A 424-nucleotide genomic window follows, 5' to 3' on the forward strand; every position below is an offset into this window, starting at 1 on the left:
CCAGGCCGCGGCCACCACGACCGATCCGTTCCAGGAGCTGTGGTTCCTGCTGACCGGCCAGACCACCCTGCCCACCAACCTGGGCACGGCCGTCAACGGTTACAGCCCGTTCGCGAGCCTCTTCTACAACACCGAGGGTCTGCCCTACTTCAGCATCGGTATGGGCAACAACTTCGTGCAGATCGCCAAGTCGGTCGGCGCGATCGGTGGTGCGGCCCCCGCGGCGGCCAAGGCCCTGCCCGGCCTGGGTGGGCTCGGTGGTCTGCTCGGTGGCGGTGCGGGTGCGGTGCACCCAGCGGCGGCCATCGGCGGGGCCGGCTCGATCGGTGGCAAGCTGTCGGTGCCGGTGGCCTGGAACAGCGCCCCGGCCGTGCCGGCGATGGGCCACACCGCGGTCCCGGTCAGCGCGATCAGCGCCGCACCC

1 pseudogene is annotated in these 424 nt (G+C 71.9%); it reads left to right on the plus strand.

Annotation, left to right across the window (positions count from 1 at the left end):
- Positions 1-424, plus strand: a pseudogene (locus WU80_RS24850) (hypothetical protein); the annotation flags it as partial.

Origin of the sequence: Mycobacterium sp. UM_11 (assembly GCF_001414075.1) — a bacterium.
Lineage (GTDB): Bacteria > Actinomycetota > Actinomycetes > Mycobacteriales > Mycobacteriaceae > Mycobacterium.